At 52.2% G+C, this 255-nt stretch carries 1 rRNA gene; it reads left to right on the forward strand.

The window, feature by feature from the left end:
• Positions 1-255 (forward strand): 23S ribosomal RNA (locus AACY45_RS29035); the annotation flags it as partial.

Here is a 255-nt window from a genome sequence, read left to right on the forward strand (position 1 = left end):
CAGTGTATCCGCGGCTAGACGGAAAGACCCCGTGAACCTTTACTATAGCTTTGCACTGGACTTTGAATTTGCTTGTGTAGGATAGGTGGGAGGCTTTGAAGCGTGGACGCCAGTCTGCGTGGAGCCATCCTTGAAATACCACCCTGGCAACTTTGAGGTTCTAACTCAGGTCCGTTATCCGGATCGAGGACAGTGTATGGTGGGTAGTTTGACTGGGGCGGTCTCCTCCTAAAGAGTAACGGAGGAGTACGAAGG

The organism is Pseudomonas sp. RA_35y_Pfl2_P32, assembly GCF_963970735.1.
Classification (GTDB): Bacteria; Pseudomonadota; Gammaproteobacteria; order Pseudomonadales; family Pseudomonadaceae; genus Aquipseudomonas.